The sequence below is a fragment of the Enterobacter cloacae complex sp. 2022EL-00788 genome, assembly GCF_026627565.1.
Classification (GTDB): Bacteria; Pseudomonadota; Gammaproteobacteria; order Enterobacterales; family Enterobacteriaceae; genus Enterobacter; species Enterobacter pasteurii.
This window is the reverse complement of sequence record NZ_JAPNMC010000005.1, coordinates 61,356-78,542: the sequence shown is the minus strand read 5'-3', so window position 1 is coordinate 78,542 and position 17,187 is coordinate 61,356. Positions and strand designations below refer to the sequence as shown.

17 protein-coding genes are annotated in these 17,187 nt (G+C 57.7%); 10 read left to right on the top strand and 7 right to left on the bottom strand.

The features are described 5' to 3' along the window. Positions 1-20 precede the first annotated feature (20 nt). The 4 genes from tsaB (at position 21) to rnd (ending at position 4,423) form a co-directional block, all read left to right on the top strand. Complete coding sequence (gene tsaB / locus OWK27_RS09260) at positions 21-716, top strand: tRNA (adenosine(37)-N6)-threonylcarbamoyltransferase complex dimerization subunit type 1 TsaB (RefSeq protein ID WP_242172338.1); 696 nt, start codon at positions 21-23, stop codon at positions 714-716. Between the two features lie 37 nt (positions 717-753). Continuing rightward, a complete protein-coding gene (locus OWK27_RS09255; protein ID WP_176610063.1) occupies positions 754-1,335 on the top strand; it encodes a Slp family lipoprotein in 582 nt (193 codons plus the stop codon). 203 nt (positions 1,336-1,538) lie between these two features. Continuing rightward, positions 1,539-3,224, top strand: a complete 1,686-nt coding sequence (gene fadD / locus OWK27_RS09250) for a long-chain-fatty-acid--CoA ligase FadD (protein ID WP_148418031.1) — start codon at positions 1,539-1,541, stop codon at positions 3,222-3,224. Between the two features lie 83 nt (positions 3,225-3,307). Next, positions 3,308-4,423 (top strand): ribonuclease D, encoded by a 1,116-nt coding sequence (gene rnd, locus OWK27_RS09245; RefSeq protein WP_242173235.1) that lies wholly within the window; start codon positions 3,308-3,310, stop codon positions 4,421-4,423. Between the two features lie 76 nt (positions 4,424-4,499). On the opposite strand, the gene minE is transcribed toward rnd, so the two are convergent. Genes minE through minC form a run of 3 tightly spaced genes read right to left on the bottom strand, consistent with a single transcriptional unit; the run spans position 4,500 to position 6,312 of the window. Next, the gene (gene minE, locus OWK27_RS09240) at positions 4,500-4,766 is read right to left on the bottom strand and encodes a cell division topological specificity factor MinE (protein ID WP_003859937.1); all 267 of its coding nucleotides are present in this window, start codon (positions 4,764-4,766) and stop codon (positions 4,500-4,502) included. A 3-nt stretch (positions 4,767-4,769) separates the two neighbouring features. Further along, positions 4,770-5,582 carry a septum site-determining protein MinD gene (gene minD, locus OWK27_RS09235; RefSeq protein ID WP_003859938.1) on the bottom strand — a complete coding sequence of 271 codons (813 nt, stop codon included), beginning with the start codon at positions 5,580-5,582 and terminating at the stop codon, positions 4,770-4,772. Positions 5,583-5,604: 22 nt separating this feature from the next. Beyond that, a complete protein-coding gene (gene minC, locus OWK27_RS09230; RefSeq protein WP_148418030.1) occupies positions 5,605-6,312 on the bottom strand; it encodes a septum site-determining protein MinC in 708 nt (235 codons plus the stop codon). 123 nt (positions 6,313-6,435) lie between these two features. On the opposite strand from minC, the gene OWK27_RS09225 reads away from it, so the two are divergent. The 3 genes from OWK27_RS09225 to OWK27_RS09215 all read left to right on the top strand — a co-directional run bounded on the left by OWK27_RS09225 (position 6,436) and on the right by OWK27_RS09215 (position 7,952). Next, positions 6,436-6,711: a YcgL domain-containing protein gene (locus OWK27_RS09225; RefSeq protein WP_148418029.1), complete on the top strand. Its 276-nt coding sequence runs from the start codon at positions 6,436-6,438 to the stop codon at positions 6,709-6,711. A gap of 47 nt (positions 6,712-6,758) precedes the next feature. After that, a complete protein-coding gene (locus tag OWK27_RS09220) occupies positions 6,759-7,418 on the top strand; it encodes a fumarylacetoacetate hydrolase family protein (RefSeq protein WP_267590275.1) in 660 nt (219 codons plus the stop codon). Between the two features lie 93 nt (positions 7,419-7,511). Then, entirely contained in the window at positions 7,512-7,952 is a 441-nt protein-coding gene (locus OWK27_RS09215; RefSeq protein ID WP_267590274.1) for a YcgN family cysteine cluster protein, read from the top strand. A gap of 122 nt (positions 7,953-8,074) precedes the next feature. Here the strand turns inward: OWK27_RS09215 and dsbB are convergent, their stop codons facing one another. Beyond that, entirely contained in the window at positions 8,075-8,605 is a 531-nt protein-coding gene (gene dsbB, locus OWK27_RS09210) for a disulfide bond formation protein DsbB (protein ID WP_148418026.1), read from the bottom strand. A gap of 46 nt (positions 8,606-8,651) precedes the next feature. Further along, the gene (nhaB, locus tag OWK27_RS09205) at positions 8,652-10,190 is read right to left on the bottom strand and encodes a Na(+)/H(+) antiporter NhaB (protein ID WP_267590273.1); all 1,539 of its coding nucleotides are present in this window, start codon (positions 10,188-10,190) and stop codon (positions 8,652-8,654) included. A gap of 202 nt (positions 10,191-10,392) precedes the next feature. Here nhaB and fadR point away from each other — a divergent pair, with 202 nt between their 5' ends. Next, positions 10,393-11,112, top strand: a complete 720-nt coding sequence (gene fadR, locus OWK27_RS09200; RefSeq protein ID WP_148418024.1) for a fatty acid metabolism transcriptional regulator FadR — start codon at positions 10,393-10,395, stop codon at positions 11,110-11,112. A 46-nt stretch (positions 11,113-11,158) separates the two neighbouring features. Here fadR and OWK27_RS09195 read toward each other — a convergent pair whose 3' ends face one another. Then, the gene (locus OWK27_RS09195; protein WP_176610066.1) at positions 11,159-12,691 is read right to left on the bottom strand and encodes a SpoVR family protein; all 1,533 of its coding nucleotides are present in this window, start codon (positions 12,689-12,691) and stop codon (positions 11,159-11,161) included. Positions 12,692-13,013: 322 nt separating this feature from the next. Between OWK27_RS09195 and OWK27_RS09190 the strand changes: the two genes are divergently transcribed. Both OWK27_RS09190 and dadX read left to right on the top strand, forming a co-directional pair. Further along, the gene (locus OWK27_RS09190; protein WP_148418022.1) at positions 13,014-14,312 is read left to right on the top strand and encodes a D-amino acid dehydrogenase; all 1,299 of its coding nucleotides are present in this window, start codon (positions 13,014-13,016) and stop codon (positions 14,310-14,312) included. 9 nt (positions 14,313-14,321) lie between these two features. Then, the gene (dadX, locus tag OWK27_RS09185) at positions 14,322-15,392 is read left to right on the top strand and encodes a catabolic alanine racemase DadX (RefSeq protein WP_193354608.1); all 1,071 of its coding nucleotides are present in this window, start codon (positions 14,322-14,324) and stop codon (positions 15,390-15,392) included. Positions 15,393-15,439: 47 nt separating this feature from the next. Here the strand turns inward: dadX and OWK27_RS09180 are convergent, their stop codons facing one another. Then, a complete protein-coding gene (locus tag OWK27_RS09180; RefSeq protein ID WP_148418020.1) occupies positions 15,440-17,173 on the bottom strand; it encodes a potassium/proton antiporter in 1,734 nt (577 codons plus the stop codon). Positions 17,174-17,187 lie beyond the last annotated feature (14 nt).

Genomic DNA, 17,187 nt, shown 5'->3' with positions numbered 1-17,187 from the left:
TTGCGAGAGCGCGACGACTGATGCGAATTCTGGCTATTGATACCGCGACAGAGGCCTGTTCCGTTGCCCTGTGGAACGACGGTACGATCTTTGCTCATTTCGAAGAGTGCCCACGGGAACACACCCAGCGTATTCTGCCCCTGGTGAAAACCATTTTAACCGAGGGCAACGCCGCCCTGGCCGATCTCGACGCGCTGGCCTATGGCCGTGGGCCGGGCAGCTTCACGGGCGTACGTATCGGGATTGGCATTGCGCAGGGGCTGGCGCTGGGCGCCGAGCTGCCGATGATCGGCGTCTCTACGCTTGCAACGATGGCTCAGGGCGCCTGGCGCATGACCGGGGCCACCCGCGTGCTGGCCGCGATTGATGCCCGCATGGGTGAAGTGTACTGGGCGGAATATACCCGCGATGAAAACGGCGTCTGGCACGGCGAAGAGACGGAAGCGGTGCTTAAGCCTGAAGCCGTTACGGAACGCCTGAAGCAGCTCACCGGCGAGTGGGCAACGGTCGGAACCGGCTGGCCGGCATGGCCTGAGATGGCGAAGGATACCGGCATCACGCTGGTGGACGGCAACATGCTCCTGCCTGCCGCTGAAGATATGCTCCCGATCGCCGGTCAGCTGCTTGCAGCAGGAAAAACCGTGGCGGTTGAACACGCTGAACCGGTTTATTTACGAAACACCGTCGCGTGGAAGAAACTTCCGGGCCGCGAGTGAATCTCAGTAACAGGAACTGAGAAAAAGGAGTCGCATCATGGCGGTTCAGACTAAAGTTGTACGCTTTTTTATGGCAGGCGCGTTTGCCATAGCGCTGAGCGGGTGCGTTACCGTTCCTGATGCGATTAAGGGCACCAGCCCGACGCCACAGCAGGATCTGGTACGCGTGATGAATGCCCCGGAGCTGTACGTTGGCCAGGAAGCGCGGTTTGGCGGCAAGGTGGTTGACGTCGTTAACCAGCAGGGTAAAACCCGCCTGGAAATTGCCACCGTCCCGCTGGACGGCGGCGCGCGGCCTGTTCTGGGTGAAGCCTCGCGCGGGCGGATCTACGCGGACGTTAGCGGCTTCCTCGACCCGGTTGATTTCCGTGGACAGCTGGTGACCGTTGTCGGCCCGATCACCGGTTCGGTGGCGGGTAAAATCGGCAATACGCCGTACAAATTTATGACCATGCAGGTTAACGGCTACAAGCGCTGGCGTATTGCCCAGCAGGTCGTCATGCCGCCGCAGCCGATCGACCCCTGGATGTGGGGTCCTCATCCGTACCGTTACGGCTACGGTGGCTGGGGCTGGTACACTCCGGGCCCGGCACAGGTACAAACCATCGTAACCGAGTAAGTTACTGTTATTGATAGAAAAGAGACAGCGGCTCAGCCGCTGTCTCTGTTTTTTTACGGATAAAACGAAAAAAAAGAGTGACGCGCTTCGCAACCTGCAATCTGAACAATTAATAAACTGGTACGCTGAGTTAATATAATGTTAACAAACTGTTTATTATCGGGGCTGTGATGACGACGAACACTCATTTCAGAGGTGATGCATTGAAAAAGGTTTGGCTTAACCGTTATCCCGCGGATGTCCCTGCGGAGATCAATCCTGACCGTTATCAATCCCTGATTGAATTATTTGAACACTCGGTACGGCGTTATGCTGACCAGCCCGCATTTGTGAACATGGGCGAAGTGATGACCTTCCGTAAGCTGGAAGAGCGCAGCCGGGCGTTTGCGGCCTATTTACAGGAAGGGTTGGGGTTGCAGAAAGGGGATCGCGTCGCGCTGATGATGCCGAACCTGCTGCAGTATCCGGTGGCGCTGTTCGGGATCCTCAGGGCCGGGATGATCGTTGTGAACGTCAACCCGCTTTACACCCCGCGCGAGCTGGAGCATCAGCTGAATGACAGCGGTGCGGCGGCGATTGTGATCGTCTCCAACTTTGCCCACACGCTGGAAAAGGTGGTTGAAAGAACCCAGGTCAAACACGTAATCCTGACGCGCATGGGCGACCAGCTCTCTACCGCGAAAGGTACGCTGGTCAACTTTGTCGTCAAATACGTTAAGCGCCTGGTACCAAAATACCATCTGCCGGACGCCATCTCCTTCCGCCGCGCGCTGCATGCGGGCTACCGGATGCAGTACGTGAAGCCGGAAATCGTGGCGGAAGATCTGGCGTTTCTGCAATACACCGGTGGCACCACCGGCGTGGCTAAAGGGGCGATGCTGACCCATCGCAACATGCTGGCGAACCTTGAGCAGGTTAACGCCACCTACGGCCCGCTGCTGCACCCGGGCAAAGAGCTGGTGATCACCGCGCTTCCGCTGTATCACATTTTCGCCCTGACCATGAACTGCCTGCTGTTTATCGAGCTGGGCGGCCAGAACGTGCTGATCACAAACCCGCGCGACATCCCCGGCCTGGTTAAGGAGCTGGCGAAATACCCGTTCACCGCCATGACCGGCGTGAACACCCTGTTTAACGCGCTGCTTAACAACAAAGAGTTCCAGCAGCTCGATTTTTCCACGCTGCACCTTTCGGCGGGCGGCGGTATGCCCGTCCAGCAGGCCGTTGCCGAGCGCTGGGTGAAGCTCACCGGGCAGTATCTGCTGGAAGGCTACGGCCTGACGGAGTGCGCGCCGCTGGTCAGCGTGAACCCGCACGATATTGACTACCACAGCGGCAGCATCGGCCTGCCGGTGCCGTCGACGGAAGCAAAGCTGGTGGACGATGAGGGCAACGAAGTGCCTCATGGCGAACCCGGCGAGCTGTGCGTAAGAGGGCCGCAGGTGATGCTGGGCTACTGGCAGCGTCCGGATGCCACGGACGACATCATCAAAGACGGCTGGCTCTACACCGGCGACATTGCGGTGATGGATGACGAAGGTTTCCTGCGCATCGTCGATCGCAAAAAAGACATGATCCTCGTTTCCGGCTTCAACGTCTATCCGAACGAAATTGAAGATGTGGTCATGCAGCACAGCGGCGTGCTGGAAGTGGCGGCAGTGGGCGTCCCGTCCGGCAGCAGCGGCGAAGCGGTGAAGATATTTGTGGTCAGAAAACAGGGTTCGCTGACGGAAGAGGAGCTGATAACCTTCTGTCGCCGTCACCTGACGGGATATAAAGTGCCGAAGCTGGTGGAATTCCGCGACGAGCTGCCGAAATCCAACGTCGGGAAGATATTACGACGAGAATTACGTGACGAAGCCCGTGCCAACGTGGACAATAAGGCCTGAGCTTCACGTTAATCGCCCAGACGCCGGTTAAGCCGGCGTTTTTTATGGGCGCAAACAAAAGAGAGTCCGATTTGAATTACCAGATGATCACTACCAACGACGAGCTGGCTTCGCTGTGCGAGGTGACGCGTGATTTCCCCGCTATCGCCCTGGATACGGAATTTGTCCGCACCCGAACGTACTACCCCCAGCTGGGTCTGATTCAGATGTATGACGGCAAAAACGTGTCGTTGATTGACCCCCTTGGCATCACCGACTGGGCGCCAATGCGCGAGCTGTTGCTTGATACCGCCGTAACGAAATATCTGCATGCAGGCAGTGAAGATCTGGAAGTATTCCTCAACACCTTTGGCATCATGCCGCAGCCGCTGATTGACACCCAGATCCTCGCGGCGTTCAGCGGTCGTCCGCTCTCCTGGGGCTTTGCGGCGATGGTGGAAGAGTACACCGGCCTGACGCTCGATAAGAGCGAGTCCCGCACCGACTGGCTGGCGCGTCCGCTGACGGCGCGCCAGCTTGAATATGCCGCGGCAGACGTGTTCTACCTGCTGCCGATCGCCGGCCAGCTCATGAAGGAGGCGGAAGCCTCCGGCTGGCTGGACGCCGCGCTGGACGAGTGCCGCATGACCCAACAGCGTCGTCAGGAAGTCGTTGACCCGAAAGAGGCCTGGCGTGATATCACCAACGCCTGGCAGCTGCGCACGCGCCAGCTGGCTTGCCTGCAGCTGCTGGCCGACTGGCGCCTGCGTAAAGCGCGCGAGCGTGACCTGGCGGTTAATTTCGTGGTGCGCGAAGAGCATCTGTGGGCCGTAGCGCGCTACATGCCGGGCAGTCTTGGCGAGCTGGACAGCATCGGCCTTTCCGGGAGCGAGATCCGCTTCCACGGCAAAACCCTGCTCGCGCTGGTTGAGAAAGCCCGGCAGCTGCCGGAAGAGGCGCTGCCGGAGCCGCTGCTAAACCTGATGGATATGCCGGGATACCGCAAGGCGTTTAAGGATATCAAAGCGCTGGTGCAGGCGGTGGCGAGCGAAAGCAGGCTGAGCGCGGAGCTGCTGGCTTCACGTCGTCAGATTAACCAGCTGCTGAACTGGCACTGGAAGTTAAAGCCGCAGAACGGCCTGCCGGAGCTGGTCGCGGGATGGCGGGGTGAACTGATGGCCGAACGCCTGAATACCCTGCTGGAAGGGTATCCGCGCTAACAAATATGCCGGGCATATACCCGGCATATTTTCCCCGGTGGCGCTGCGCCTGCCGGGGTTACGAACCACAAACGATTTAACGTGACTCTTCCGCTTCCGGAAGCGTCACGTTCAGCTCCAGAATTGAAATATCCCCGTCTTTTTGCTCCAGCTGAACGGTGACCATTTCCGGGTCAATCTGCACGTATTTGCAGATCACTTCCAGAATGTCTTTACGCAGCTGCGGCAGGTAGTGCGGCTCGGCGTCGCTACGACGGCGCTCCGCAACGATGATTTGCAGACGTTCTTTTGCGATGTTGGCGGTGCTTTTTTTCCGCGAGAGAAAAAAGTCCAGTAATGCCATAACTTATCCTCCGAACAGGCGTTTGAGGAAACCTTTCTTCTCTTCTTCAATGAAGCGGAAAGGACGTTCTTCTCCCAGCAGACGGTCAACGGTATCCGCATACGCTTTACCCGCGTCTGCCTGTGTATCCAGAATCACCGGCTCGCCCTGGTTTGATGCGCGCAGCACGGACTGATCTTCCGGGATGACGCCAACCAGTTTGATGCGCAGGATCTCCAGCACGTCTTCCATGCTCAGCATATCACCTTTATTCACGCGGCCCGGGTTGTAGCGGGTCAGCAGAAGGTGCTCTTTGATCGGCTCCTGGCCATTTTCCGCGCGGCGGGATTTTGAGGCCAGAATGCCGAGAATACGGTCGGAGTCACGTACCGACGAGACTTCCGGGTTGGTGGTGATGATGGCTTCATCCGCGAAGTAAAGCGCCATCAGCGCGCCGGTCTCGATACCGGCAGGGGAGTCGCAGACCACGAAGTCGAACTCCATTTTTTTCAGATCGTCGAGCACCTTCTCCACGCCTTCGCGGGTGAGGGCATCTTTATCGCGGGTCTGGGACGCCGGGAGAATGTAGAGGTTCTCGGTGCGCTTGTCTTTAATCAACGCCTGGTTAAGGGTGGCATCGCCCTGAATGACGTTCACGAAGTCATACACCACGCGACGCTCGCAGCCCATAATCAGGTCCAGGTTACGCAGACCGATATCGAAGTCGATTACGACGGTTTTCTTTCCCTTCTGGGCCAAACCAGTAGCGATGGCCGCGCTGGAGGTGGTCTTGCCAACGCCTCCTTTACCCGAAGTCACAACAATAATGCGTGCCATAGAAATTCCTTGTTAAAAGGGATCAATTTAACGGTTGAACGGTCAAAGCGTTGTCTGCCAGCTGCAGACGGGCCGCTTTGCCATAAAATTCGGCTGGGATTTTATCGCTCAGCCAATATTCACCTGCGATAGACACCAGTTCTGCCGTCAGGTGAGTACAAAATATTTGTGCTTCTCGATCGCCGCTGGCACCCGCAAGCGCACGTCCACGCATCATACCGTAAACGTGAATATTGCCATCTGCAATCAGTTCAGCGCCCGCGCTGACGTGGCTTGTAACGATCAGATCACAGTTTGGCGCATAAATGCGCTGACCGGAACGAACCGGCAGATCAATCAATCGCGTTTTTGTGACAGCGGTTACGTTTTGCGCCGGAGGCGGGGGAACGGGAACGGTTGCAGGCGCTGCGCGGGGGGCTTTTTCTTTGCCTTCGCTCAGCAGCGGCAAACCTGCCCGGTCAATTTCGGCTTTCAGCTCAGCGTCTTTGCAGCCGCTGATGCCCACGATGCGCAACCCCGTTGAGGCGACGGCCTGCTGGAGTCGCTTCCAGTTCACCGGACCCTCAAGGTCGCTTACATTGATGACGACGGGCGCATGCTTAAGAAAAGCGGGAGCCTGCGCGATTTTGTCTTCTAACGCCTGACGAATAACCTCGGGTTTTGCATCATGCAAATGAACCACTGATAAGGTGAAGCTACTGCCTTTAAGCTCGATGGGCGTATTTGACATCCTGGCCTTACTCAATTTGCTATTAACCGCAACACATCGCCGCGATATTCCGAAGAGTATCAGGCATGTTATAGTCAGGAGTATATTGAGGCAAGCAACCACCCGTTAATTCAGAGTAAAAACATGTTTTGTGTGATCTACAGAAGTACCAGCCGCGACCAGACCTATCTTTATGTCGAAAAGAAAGACGATTTTTCCCGCGTGCCGGAAGAATTAATGAAAAGCTTTGGCCGACCGCAGCTGGCGATGCTGCTGCCGCTGGATGGCCGCAAGAAGCTGGTCAATGCCGATCTGGAAAAAGTGAAAAAGGCATTAGCGGATCAAGGCTATTATTTACAGCTTCCGCCACCGCCGGAGAATTTATTAAAACAGCATCTTGAGGCGAGCGGAAAGAAATAACTCCCGCTCTTTCCGGGATCAACTTCTCAACCGATTAGGGGTCGACCATGTATCAACATCATAACTGGCAAGGTGCATTACTGGATTATCCCGTCAGCAAAGTGGTCTGCGTGGGCAGCAACTATGCGAAACATATTCAGGAGATGGGCAGCGCCGTGCCGGAGGAGCCGGTTCTGTTTATCAAGCCAGAAACCGCGCTGTGCGATATTCGCCAGCCGCTGGTGCTCCCGCAGGGGCTTGGCTCGGTGCATCATGAAGTGGAGCTGGCGGTGCTGATAGGCGCGACGCTGCGCCAGGCCACCGAAGATCACGTGCAGAAAGCGATTGCGGGTTACGGTGTTGCGCTGGATCTGACCCTGCGCGACGTGCAGGGCAAAATGAAGAAGGCGGGGCAGCCGTGGGAAAAAGCCAAGGGCTTTGATAATTCTTGCCCCATCTCCGGTTTCGTTCCGGTAAGCGAATTTTCCGACGATCCGCAGAACACGACGCTCAGCCTGACGGTCAACGGCGCGGTCCGCCAGCAGGGCACCACCGCTGACATGATCCACAAGATCGTCCCGCTGATTGCCTACATGAGCCGCTTCTTCACCCTTAAGCCCGGCGATGTGATCCTCACCGGCACCCCGGAAGGCGTGGGTCCCCTGCACAGCGGCGATGAACTGGACGTCAGCTTTAATGGCCAGTCGCTGAAAACCCGCGTGCTGTAAAAGCGCCTTGCCGCCCGAAAAGGGCGGCAAAACTTGCATCAACGTGCCAGACTCGTTATAAGGTGCGCTCTATTTTGACGTGTGGACATCCTGATGAACGATATTCCTTTCTGGCAAAGCAAAACTCTCGACGAAATGACCGACGCGGAGTGGGAATCGTTGTGTGACGGCTGCGGGCAGTGCTGCCTGCATAAGCTGATGGATGAAGATTCGGACGAAATCTATTTCACCAACGTAGCCTGCAGGCAGCTAAACATCAAAACCTGCCAGTGCCGCAACTACGAGCGCCGTTTCGAATACGAACCGGACTGCATCAAACTAACCCGTGAAAACCTGCCGACCTTCGAGTGGCTGCCGCACACCTGCGCCTATCGCCTGCTGGCGGAAGGAAAGGATCTCCCGGCGTGGCACCCGCTGCTGACGGGATCCAAAGCGGCGATGCACGGCGAACGCATTTCCGTGCGCCACATTGCGGTGAAAGAGTCTGAGGTGCGGGACTGGGAAGACCACATTCTGAATCATCCCAACCGTTGATAATAAAAAAAACCGCCGAGGCGGTTTTTTATTGGGGTGCGGCCTGATGCCCTCACCCCAACCCTCTTCCACGGGAGAGGGCGCAAAAACTAAAAACGGCAACTATCGTTGCCGTTTTGCTTTTACCTTCCGAACAAATCGCGTTTCTTCGGCCTGAACGGCTGGGCAATCAGCACCAGCAGCGCCACCACGAAGTAGGCCACAAAAATGCCTACCAGCCACTGCGGCATCTCCAGCGTCAGAAATTCCCACTGGCGCACGGAGCAGTCTCCGGATGCGACAAACACCTGCGGCAGCCATTTATCCAGCGGCAGCCAGCTCGGGAAGCGGGCAGCAAAATCGCAGGTCATAAACGGTGAAGGGTGAAGCTGCATCTGGGTATGCTCCCAGGCAAGCGCAATCCCTTTCCAGGCGCTGTACAGCCAGATGGCAATCGCCCCATAGCGTAACGGCGTGTTGGGGGCAATCGCACCGACCAGACCCGCGCCCATAATGCCGAACAGCGCACAGCGCTCATATATACACAGCACGCATGGTTTCAGCCCCATCACATGCTGAAACCACAGCGCGACCATTTCCAGCGCGAAGGCGGTCAGGGCCATCAACAACCAGGCTCCGCGACCGCGTGAGCACTGGTTCAAAAATCGCAACATAATCATTTCCCTGGAACATGCTTAGAAAGCGCAGTGTAAACGAATTTTAATGCGCCGCAAGTATACCCGCTTGTAACAGCCATTGCGTACAGGGAACGAGAGTAATTTTGATGCAAAGCAAACCAACAAGGGTGAGCACCAGCGTATACGGCAGCGCCATCCAGACCATTCTTCCATAAGAAAGACGTATGAGTGGCGCCAGCGCCGAGGTCAGCAGGAACAGGAATGCCGCCTGGCCGTTCGGTGTCGCAACGGAGGGCAGGTTGGTCCCGGTGTTGATGGCTACCGCCAGAAGCTCAAACTGCCCGGTGCTGACGATCCCTTGCTCCATCGCGGCTTTGGCTTCGTTGATATACACCGTTCCGACGAAGACGTTATCGGATATCGAGGACAGCAGGCCGTTGAAGAGATAGAACAGCGTAAGCTGCGAGTCCGGCGAGGCCTGAAGCACAAACGCGATAATTGGCGCGAACAGATGCTGGTCAATAATCACCGCCACGACGGCGAAAAACACCGCCAGCAGGGCGGTAAACGGCAGCGCCTCGGTAAACGCTTTGCCGATGGCGTGTTCATCCGTTACGCCGCCGAAGCTGGTCGCGAGAATAATCACCGACAAACCAATTAACCCGACTTCCGCAAGGTGGAAGGCCAGCGCCGCGATAAGCCACACGCCGATGATGCCCTGCGCAATCAGGCGCAGCGTCTCCTGGCGCGTGCGCTGCTTGCGGCTCTGCTCGTCAAACTTGTGCAGCTCCGTGCGGACCGGCTCGGGCAGCCGAGCGCCATAGCCAAAGAGGTTGAATTTTTCGACCAGCACGCAGGTCGCTAAGCCGCAGATCAGCACCGGCACGCTGACCGGCGCCATGCGCAGGAAAAACTCGCCAAAATGCCACTCTGCCGCTTTAGCGATGATCAGGTTTTGCGGCTCCCCGACCATGGTCATCACGCCGCCGAGCGCCGTACCTACGCCCGCATGCATCATCAGGCTGCGCAAAAACGCGCGGAACTGTTCCAGCACCTCGCGGTTATGGGCCTCAACGTGGCTGTCGTCCTGCAGGCTTTCGCCGGGACGAGACGAAGCCACCCGGTGGTAAATACCGTAAAAACCGACGGCGACGCTGATTACAACCGCCACCACCGTCAGCGCGTCCAGGAAGGCCGAAAGGAAGGCCGCGGCGAGACAAAAGGCCAGCGAGAGCAGCGTTTTTGACGGAATGCTCAGCAACAGGCGCGTGAAGATAAACAGCAGCAGCTGCTTCATAAAGTAGATCCCGGCCACCATAAAGATCAGCAGCAGCAGGACCTCAAGGTTCGACGCAATCTCGTTTTTAACGTGCTCCGCGCTGGTCATGCCGATGGCCACGGCTTCCAGCGCCAGCAGGCCGCCGGGCAGCAGCGGATAGCACTTCAGCGCCATCGCCAGGGTAAAGATAAACTCGGCAACCAGCAGCCACCCGGCAACAAAGGGGTTTACCAGAAAGACCACGGGATTGACGATCAGGAATACCAGTAGAGTGAGTTTGTACCAGTCAGGTGACTGGCCTAAAAAGTTGCGCCACAGCGCGCGGCCAAGTGAAATTTCCACGACAGACGTCCTTTCCCCGTCAAGTAAGACAAGACATCAGTATACGCAAAATGGCGGCGGAGAGGGGGATAAAGCCCGTTTGTAAATTTCATAAAAATGAAACGTCGATCCCTCTTTTCTGCCTCTGCTGCGCTATCTGCCTCTGTCCGCCTCTGGTATGATGAGTGCAATTTGCTAAAAGCTGTGTAATGGAAATCTCACTATGGTCATTAAGGCGCAGAGCCCGGCGGGTTTCGCGGAAGAGTACATCATTGAAAGCATCTGGAATAATCGTTTCCCTGCGGGATCAATTCTACCTGCTGAACGCGAACTCTCTGAACTGATTGGCGTTACCCGTACCACGCTGCGAGAAGTGCTCCAGCGTCTGGCGCGCGATGGCTGGTTGACGATACAGCATGGCAAGCCCACTAAAGTGAACAACTTCTGGGAAACGTCCGGGCTGAATATTCTGGAAACGCTGGCGCGTCTCGATCACGAAAGCGTACCGCAGCTGATTGATAATCTGCTTTCTGTGCGTACCAACATCGCCACCATTTTTATCCGCACCGCGTTTCGCCAGCATCCTGAAGATGCCCTGAAGGTGCTCGCCACCGCCAACGAGGTGGAAGACCACGCGGACGCTTTTGCGACCCTCGACTACAACGTGTTCCGCGGTCTGGCGTTTGCGTCCGGCAATCCGATTTATGGTCTGATCCTGAACGGCATGAAGGGGCTGTATACGCGCATTGGCCGTCACTACTTTGCCAACCCTGAAGCCCGCAGCCTGGCGCTCGGCTTCTACCATAAGCTGAGCAAGCTCTGCACCGAAGGGCTGCACGATCAGGTCTATGAAACGGTACGTCGCTACGGTCACGACTCCGGGGAAATCTGGCACCGGATGCAGAAAACCCTGCCGGGCGATTTGGCCATTCAGGGCCGCTGAAATAAAAAAACCTCTCGGCTGAGAGGTTTTTTTTCGCCCGCTGGCGCTACAGCGTATTCAGGCGCGCCGGACACCGCTCCAGCAGCTCCACGCTGCCGTCTTCGTTCTGCTGTTCCAGCAATACGTCAAATCCCCACAGGCGATGCACGTGCTTCAGCACTTCCTTACGCCCTTTATCCAGCGGCGCGCGGTTGTGCGGGATATAGCGCAGCGTCAGAGAGCGGTCGCCGCGCAGATCCACGTTCCAGACCTGAATATTCGGCTCCAGGTTGCTCAGGTTGTACTGAGACGACAGGCGCGAGCGGATCTCGCGATAGCCCTCTTCGTTATGGATCGCGGAGATTTCAAGGAAGTTGTTGCGGTCATCGTCCAGCACGGTGAAGAAGCGGAAATCACGCATGATCTTCGGCGACATAAACTGGCTGATGAAGCTCTCATCCTTGAAATCACGCATCGCGAAGTGCAGCGTTTCCAGCCAGTCGGAGCCCGCAATATCCGGGAACCAGTATTTGTCCTCTTCCGTTGGCGACTGGCAGATGCGCTTGATGTCCTGGAACATGGCAAAGCCGAGCGCGTACGGGTTGATGCCGCTGTACCACGGGCTGTTATAGGCCGGCTGGAACACCACGTTGGTGTGGCTGTGCAGAAACTCCATCATAAACCGCTCGGTGACTTTTCCTTCGTCATACAGGTGGTTAAGAATGGTGTAGTGCCAGAAGGTTGCCCAGCCCTCGTTCATGACCTGGGTCTGCTTCTGGGGATAGAAATACTGGCTCACCTTGCGCACGATGCGCAGGATCTCGCGCTGCCATGGCTCCAGCAGCGGGGCGTTCTTCTCCATAAAGTAGAGCAGGTTTTCCTGCGGCTCGGAAGGGTAGCGGCGCGCCTCGGCGACGGTTTTCTCCTCCTCGCGTTTCGGCAGGGTGCGCCACAGCATATTCACCTGGCTTTGCAGGTACTCCTCGCGGCTCTTCTGTCGGGCTTTCTCTTCCTGCAACGAAATCTTCTGCGGGCGCTTATAGCGGTCAACGCCGTAGTTCATCAGCGCGTGGCAGGAGTCCAGCAGCTTCTCCACCTCGTCCACGCCGTAGCGCTCTTCGCAGTCGGTAATGTATTTACGGGCAAAGATCAGGTAATCGACGATGGAGCTGGCGTCCGTCCAGCTGCGGAACAGATAGTTGTTTTTGAAGAACGAGTTATGCCCGTAGCAGGCATGCGCCATCACCAGCGCCTGCATGGTAATGGTGTTCTCCTCCATCAGGTAGGCGATACACGGGTTGGAGTTAATGACGATTTCATACGCCAGCCCCTGCTGCCCGTGCTTATAGAGCCGCTCTGTCTCAATGAATTTTTTCCCGAACGACCAGTGGGGATAGTTAATCGGCATCCCGACGCTGGAGTAGGCGTCCATCATCTGTTCGGAGGTGATGACCTCAATTTGATGGGGATAGGTATCCAGACGATAGAGTTTTGCCACCCGGTCGATCTCCGCCAGGTAGACATCCAGCAACTCGAAGGTCCAGTCGGGTCCATCGCTCAGACGGGTGCTGTCCCTGGACATGGAATCTATTGTAGCCATTAGCGCGCCCTCGTTGTTGGTAGCTCTCTCTGTCTGGAGAGCCTCCTTTCAAGCATAGATCACCCCATTCAAATACGCGGGACGCAGAAAATTTTTTCTTTGCGATTTCGCGTTTTCAATACGGCAAAAAAAGCGGTGCTCACAGAATTTTCTACTGGTTAAAAATAACGCGCAGCAGGAGATGCCAAATAACCGCTATCCCCTTATACAGAGGGATATGTGAGTTAAGTCACCATAAAAAAGTCATATGTTGAATAATATTTTCAACTAGGTTATCAATCTGTAATTAGATGATTGTTCTTTTGCACATAATGGAGTGGCTATGCGTGTTGTCATACTGGGAAGTGGCGTCGTTGGCGTAACCAGCGCCTGGTATTTAAGTCAGGCGGGACATGAGGTTACCGTTATCGATCGCGAATCCGGTCCGGCGATGGAAACCAGCGCGGCGAATGCCGGGCAAATCTCCCCGGGCTATGCTGCGCCGTGGGCGGCACCCGGCGTACCGCTGAAGGCAATTAAGTGGATGTTCCAGCGCCATGCGCCGCTGGCGATCGGCCTGGACGGCACGCAGTTCCAGCTTAAGTGGATGTGGCAGATGCTGCGTAACTGCGACACGCGCCACTACATGGAAAACAAAGGGCGCATGGTGCGCCTGGCGGAGTACAGCCGCGATTGCCTGAAGGCGCTGCGCACCGCAACGGGTATCGAGTACGAGGGGCGCCAGGGCGGCACGCTCCAGCTATTCCGCACCGCGCAACAGTATGAAAACGCCACCCGCGACATCGCCGTGCTTGAAGACGCGGGCGTCCCTTACCAGCTGCTCGAAGCCAGCCAGCTGGCGCAGGTGGAGCCGGCGCTGGCAGAGGTGGCCCACAAGCTGACGGGCGGCCTGCGCTTACCCAATGATGAAACCGGCGACTGCCAGCTTTTCACCCAGCGTCTGGCGCAGATGTGCGAGCAGGCCGGAGTGACGTTCCGCTTCAACACTTCGGTCGACAAGCTCCTGTCGGAAGGGGAAAAGATTTACGGCGTGAAGTGTGGCGACGAGGTGATCAAGGCCGACGCCTACGTGATGGCGTTTGGTTCATACTCCACCGCGATGCTGAAGGGCATTCTGGATATTCCGGTCTACCCGCTTAAGGGCTATTCCCTGACCATTCCGGTAAAAGAGGACAGCGGCGCGCCGGTCTCTACCATCCTGGATGAAACCTACAAAATTGCGATCACCCGCTTTGACAACCGCATCCGCGTCGGCGGCATGGCGGAAATTGTCGGCTTCAATACCGAACTGCTCAAGCCTCGTCGTGAAACGCTGGAGATGGTGGTGGGCGATCTCTTCCCGCGCGGCGGCTTCATTGAACAGGCGACGTTCTGGACCGGACTGCGTCCGATGACGCCAGACGGCACGCCGATTGTGGGCCGTACGCCGTACAAAAACCTGTGGACCAACACCGGCCACGGCACGCTCGGCTGGACCATGGCCTGCGGCTCCGGTCAGCTGCTGAGCGACCTGATCTCCGGGCGCACGCCGGCAATTCCGTTTGACGATCTGAGCGCCGCACGCTATCAATCAGGGTTTACCCCATCGCGCCACCAGCACCTGCACGGCGCGCATAATTAAGGAGTCGTCATGTCCCGTCCAATTCTGGCTCAGCTGGATTTGCAGGCGCTGAAGGACAACCTGCAAATTGTTCGCCGTGCTGCGCCAGGTTCCCGCGTCTGGTCGGTGGTTAAAGCCAACGCCTACGGACATGGTATCGACCGTGTCTGGAGCGCGCTGGGCGCTACCGATGGATTTGCTTTACTCAATCTTGAAGAGGCCATCCTGCTGCGCGAGCGCGGCTGGAAGGGGCCGATTCTGCTGCTCGAAGGTTTTTTCCACGCGGACGATCTGCCCCTGCTGGATAAGTACCGCCTGACCACCAGCGTCCACAGTAACTGGCAGATCAAGGCCATTCAGGACGCTAAGCTGCATGCCCCGCTGGATATCTATCTTAAGGTGAACAGCGGTATGAACCGCCTTGGCTTCCAGCCCGAGCGGGTGCATACGGTCTGGCAGCAGCTTCGCGCGCTGAAAAACGTCGGTGAGATGACCCTGATGGCGCACTTCGCCGATGCGGAAAAGCCTGACGGGATCGCCGATGCCATGGTGCGCATCGAGCAGGCGGCAGAAGGGCTGGACTGTCCGCGCTCGCTGTCGAACTCGGCGGCCACCCTCTGGCATCCTGAGGCACACTACGACTGGGTGCGTCCGGGGATCGTTCTGTACGGGGCGTCACCCTCCGGGCAGTGGCAGGATATCGCCAACAGCGGCCTCAAGCCGGTCATGACCCTGCGCAGCGAAATTATTGGCGTGCAGACGCTAAAAACGGGGGATTCGGTGGGCTACGGCAGCCGCTACCGGGCCTCGGGCGAACAGCGTATCGGTATCGTGGCGGGAGGCTACGCGGACGGGTATCCGCGCATCGCCCCGAGCGGCACGCCGGTGTGGATCGACGGCGTTCGCACGGGCACCGTGGGCACCGTTTCAATGGACATGCTGGCCGTAGATTTAACGCCGTGCCCGCAGGCGGGCATTGGTTCACCGGTTGAGCTGTGGGGCAACGAGGTCAAAATTGATGATGTGGCCGCCGCGGCGGGCACCGTCGGCTATGAGCTGATGTGCGCGCTGGCGCCGCGCGTGCCGGTTGTGACGGTGTAACGCACTCCTGTTCCGGGTAAGCGCCTGCGCTTACCCGGAAGAATCCGCTACTCCGGTTCCTCATCCATTGGGCGCATACCGACCTTACGCACCGCGTTATCCTCTTTTTCGGCTACCGTCCAGATCATCCCGGCGAACTCCACCTGGTCACCCACAACCGGCGCAGCCCCGAGCAGCCGCTGGATTATTTCACCCAGCGTTTGCTGACCGTTGCCGTCCGCCAGGCCCTCTTCCAGACCGTAAATCAGCGCGACGTCGGCAAAGCTGGCGCTGGCTTCGAGAATAAAATCACCAAAGAAACGCTGATCCAGCGCCACCGGCGGCGACTGGCTGAACAGCTTGCCGAGGGCAGGGAGGTCGCGCTCGCGGCCTATCACGCAGAGGATATCGTTCTCGCGCAGCCGCGTGCTGCCGGTCGGGTGAAGCAGGGCGTTATCCCGGAACAGCGCGGCAATGCGCGTCTCAGCGGGCATATGCAGATCGCGCAGGGAGGCGCCCACGCACCATTTGTCGGCGCTCAGCTGATAGACAAACTGCTCCCACGGATTCTCGGGGTGAATATCCAGCCCCACGCGGGAGACCGGCCAGCCGACGGGCGGCACCACCACCCTGGCTTTTTTCGCCGCCCAGCCCAGCGAGGTCCCCTGAAACAGCAGCGACACCAGCACCACGAAGAAGGCGACATTGAAGAACAGACGGGCATTGTCCAGCCCGGCCATCATCGGGAACACCGCCAGAATAATCGGCACCGCGCCGCGCAGCCCCACCCAGCTGATAAACACCCGCTCGCGCAGGTTAAACCCACGGAACGGCAGCAGGCCGGCAAACACCGACAGCGGGCGGGCGATGAAGATCATCCACGCCGATAAAAGCAGCGCCGGCACGACGATGGGCAGCAGGTCGGAAGGCGTCACCAGCAGGCCCAGCACCAGGAACATGGCGATCTGCGCCAGCCAGGCCAGCCCGTCAAAGTTTTGCAGGATCGCATAGCGGTTACGAATCGGCCGGTTGCCCAGCAGGAACCCGCAGAGGTAAACCGCCAGGATACCGCTGCCGTCCAGCGCGGTGGTAACGGCAAAAATCAGAATGCCGCCGCTCAGGGCCAGCAGTGGATAGAGGCCGGAAGGTAGAGAGATACGGTTGATCGTATGCTGGAGCAGGTAACCGCCGCCCAGGCCAATGATAATCCCCAGACCAAACTGCTGCAGGATGTGCCAGGCAAACATCCAGCTCAGGCCGGTTTCGTGCTGCTGGATCATCTCAATCAGGGTGATGGTCAGGAATACCGCCATCGGATCGTTACTGCCGGATTCAATCTCAAGCGTTGAGCCAACGCGTTCGTTTAGCCCTTTGCCGCCGAGCAGGGAGAAGACCGCCGCCGCATCGGTAGAGCCAACAATCGCGCCAATCAGCAGGCCCTCCATCATATCGAGGTTAAACAGCCAGGCGGCCATCATGCCGGTCAGGCCGGAGGTTATTAGCACGCCGACGGTCGCCAGGGACAGCGCCGGGCCTAAGGCAACGCGAAACGAGCTTGCCTGGGTGCGCATGCCGCCGTCGAGCAAAATGACCGCCAGCGCGAGGTTACTCACCATGTAGGCGAAAGGGTAATTATCGAAGGGGATACCGCCGATACCGTCGATTCCTGCCAGCATGCCGATAGCAAGGAAAATGACAAGAATAGGTATGCCAAGACGCGATGAAAATGAACTTAATAAAATGCTGAAGGTTACCAGGATGGAACCCAGAATGAAAAGACTGATTATCGCTGTGGCACCCAATGTCGTCTTACTCC

Bases quoted from the DNA above. Each gene is read 5' to 3' on its own strand.
- tsaB (WP_242172338.1), top strand. From the start codon at position 21: ATGCGAATTCTGGCTATTGATACCGCGACAGAGGCCTGTTCCGTTGCC.
- OWK27_RS09255 (WP_176610063.1), top strand. From the start codon at position 754: ATGGCGGTTCAGACTAAAGTTGTACGCTTTTTTATGGCAGGCGCGTTT.
- rnd (WP_242173235.1), top strand. From the start codon at position 3,308: ATGATCACTACCAACGACGAGCTGGCTTCGCTGTGCGAGGTGACGCGT.
- minE (WP_003859937.1), bottom strand. From the start codon at position 4,766: ATGGCATTACTGGACTTTTTTCTCTCGCGGAAAAAAAGCACCGCCAAC.
- minD (WP_003859938.1), bottom strand. From the start codon at position 5,582: ATGGCACGCATTATTGTTGTGACTTCGGGTAAAGGAGGCGTTGGCAAG.
- minC (WP_148418030.1), bottom strand. From the start codon at position 6,312: ATGTCAAATACGCCCATCGAGCTTAAAGGCAGTAGCTTCACCTTATCA.
- OWK27_RS09225 (WP_148418029.1), top strand. From the start codon at position 6,436: ATGTTTTGTGTGATCTACAGAAGTACCAGCCGCGACCAGACCTATCTT.
- OWK27_RS09220 (WP_267590275.1), top strand. From the start codon at position 6,759: ATGTATCAACATCATAACTGGCAAGGTGCATTACTGGATTATCCCGTC.
- OWK27_RS09215 (WP_267590274.1), top strand. From the start codon at position 7,512: ATGAACGATATTCCTTTCTGGCAAAGCAAAACTCTCGACGAAATGACC.
- dsbB (WP_148418026.1), bottom strand. From the start codon at position 8,605: ATGTTGCGATTTTTGAACCAGTGCTCACGCGGTCGCGGAGCCTGGTTG.
- fadR (WP_148418024.1), top strand. From the start codon at position 10,393: ATGGTCATTAAGGCGCAGAGCCCGGCGGGTTTCGCGGAAGAGTACATC.
- OWK27_RS09195 (WP_176610066.1), bottom strand. From the start codon at position 12,691: ATGGCTACAATAGATTCCATGTCCAGGGACAGCACCCGTCTGAGCGAT.
- OWK27_RS09190 (WP_148418022.1), top strand. From the start codon at position 13,014: ATGCGTGTTGTCATACTGGGAAGTGGCGTCGTTGGCGTAACCAGCGCC.
- dadX (WP_193354608.1), top strand. From the start codon at position 14,322: ATGTCCCGTCCAATTCTGGCTCAGCTGGATTTGCAGGCGCTGAAGGAC.